This is a genomic window from Haloferula rosea (assembly GCF_016595525.1).
Classification (GTDB): domain Bacteria; phylum Verrucomicrobiota; class Verrucomicrobiia; order Verrucomicrobiales; family Akkermansiaceae; genus Haloferula; species Haloferula rosea.
This window is the reverse complement of record NZ_JAENII010000065.1, coordinates 1-373: the sequence shown is the minus strand read 5'-3', so window position 1 is coordinate 373 and position 373 is coordinate 1. Positions and strand designations below refer to the sequence as shown.

The following is a 373-nucleotide window of genomic DNA, read 5'->3' as shown; positions in this document are numbered from 1 at the left end:
TCAGTCCCGTTTTTCAAGCATTGACGCCGCCCGGCTGGATTGGCTAGCTTTTCGCCATGGCCCGCCCCCTCCGCTACGAAGCCGCTGGAGCCGTCTACCATGTGATGGCGCGTGGCGAGGGCGGCAAGGATGTGTTTGAGGACGATACGGATCGGACGGTGTGGTTGGCGCGCTTGGGCGAGGTCTGCGGCAGCTACGGTTGGCGGGTGCACGCCTGGGTGATGATGGGGAACCATTTCCATCTGTTGATCGAGACGCCCGAGCCGAATCTGGTGGCCGGAATGAAGTGGTTCATGGGGGTGTTTTCCCAAGGATGGAACCGGCGCAGGAAGCGCCGGGGGCATGTGTTCCAGGGGCGCTACAAGGCGGTGGT

The 373-nt window shown here is 63.0% G+C and carries 1 protein-coding gene; it reads left to right on the top strand.

Annotation, left to right across the window (positions count from 1 at the left end; genetic code table 11):
- Positions 1-56 precede the first annotated feature (56 nt).
- Positions 57-373 (top strand): transposase (locus JIN81_RS18835; protein WP_200283641.1); only part of this gene is annotated, 317 nt, incomplete at its 3' end.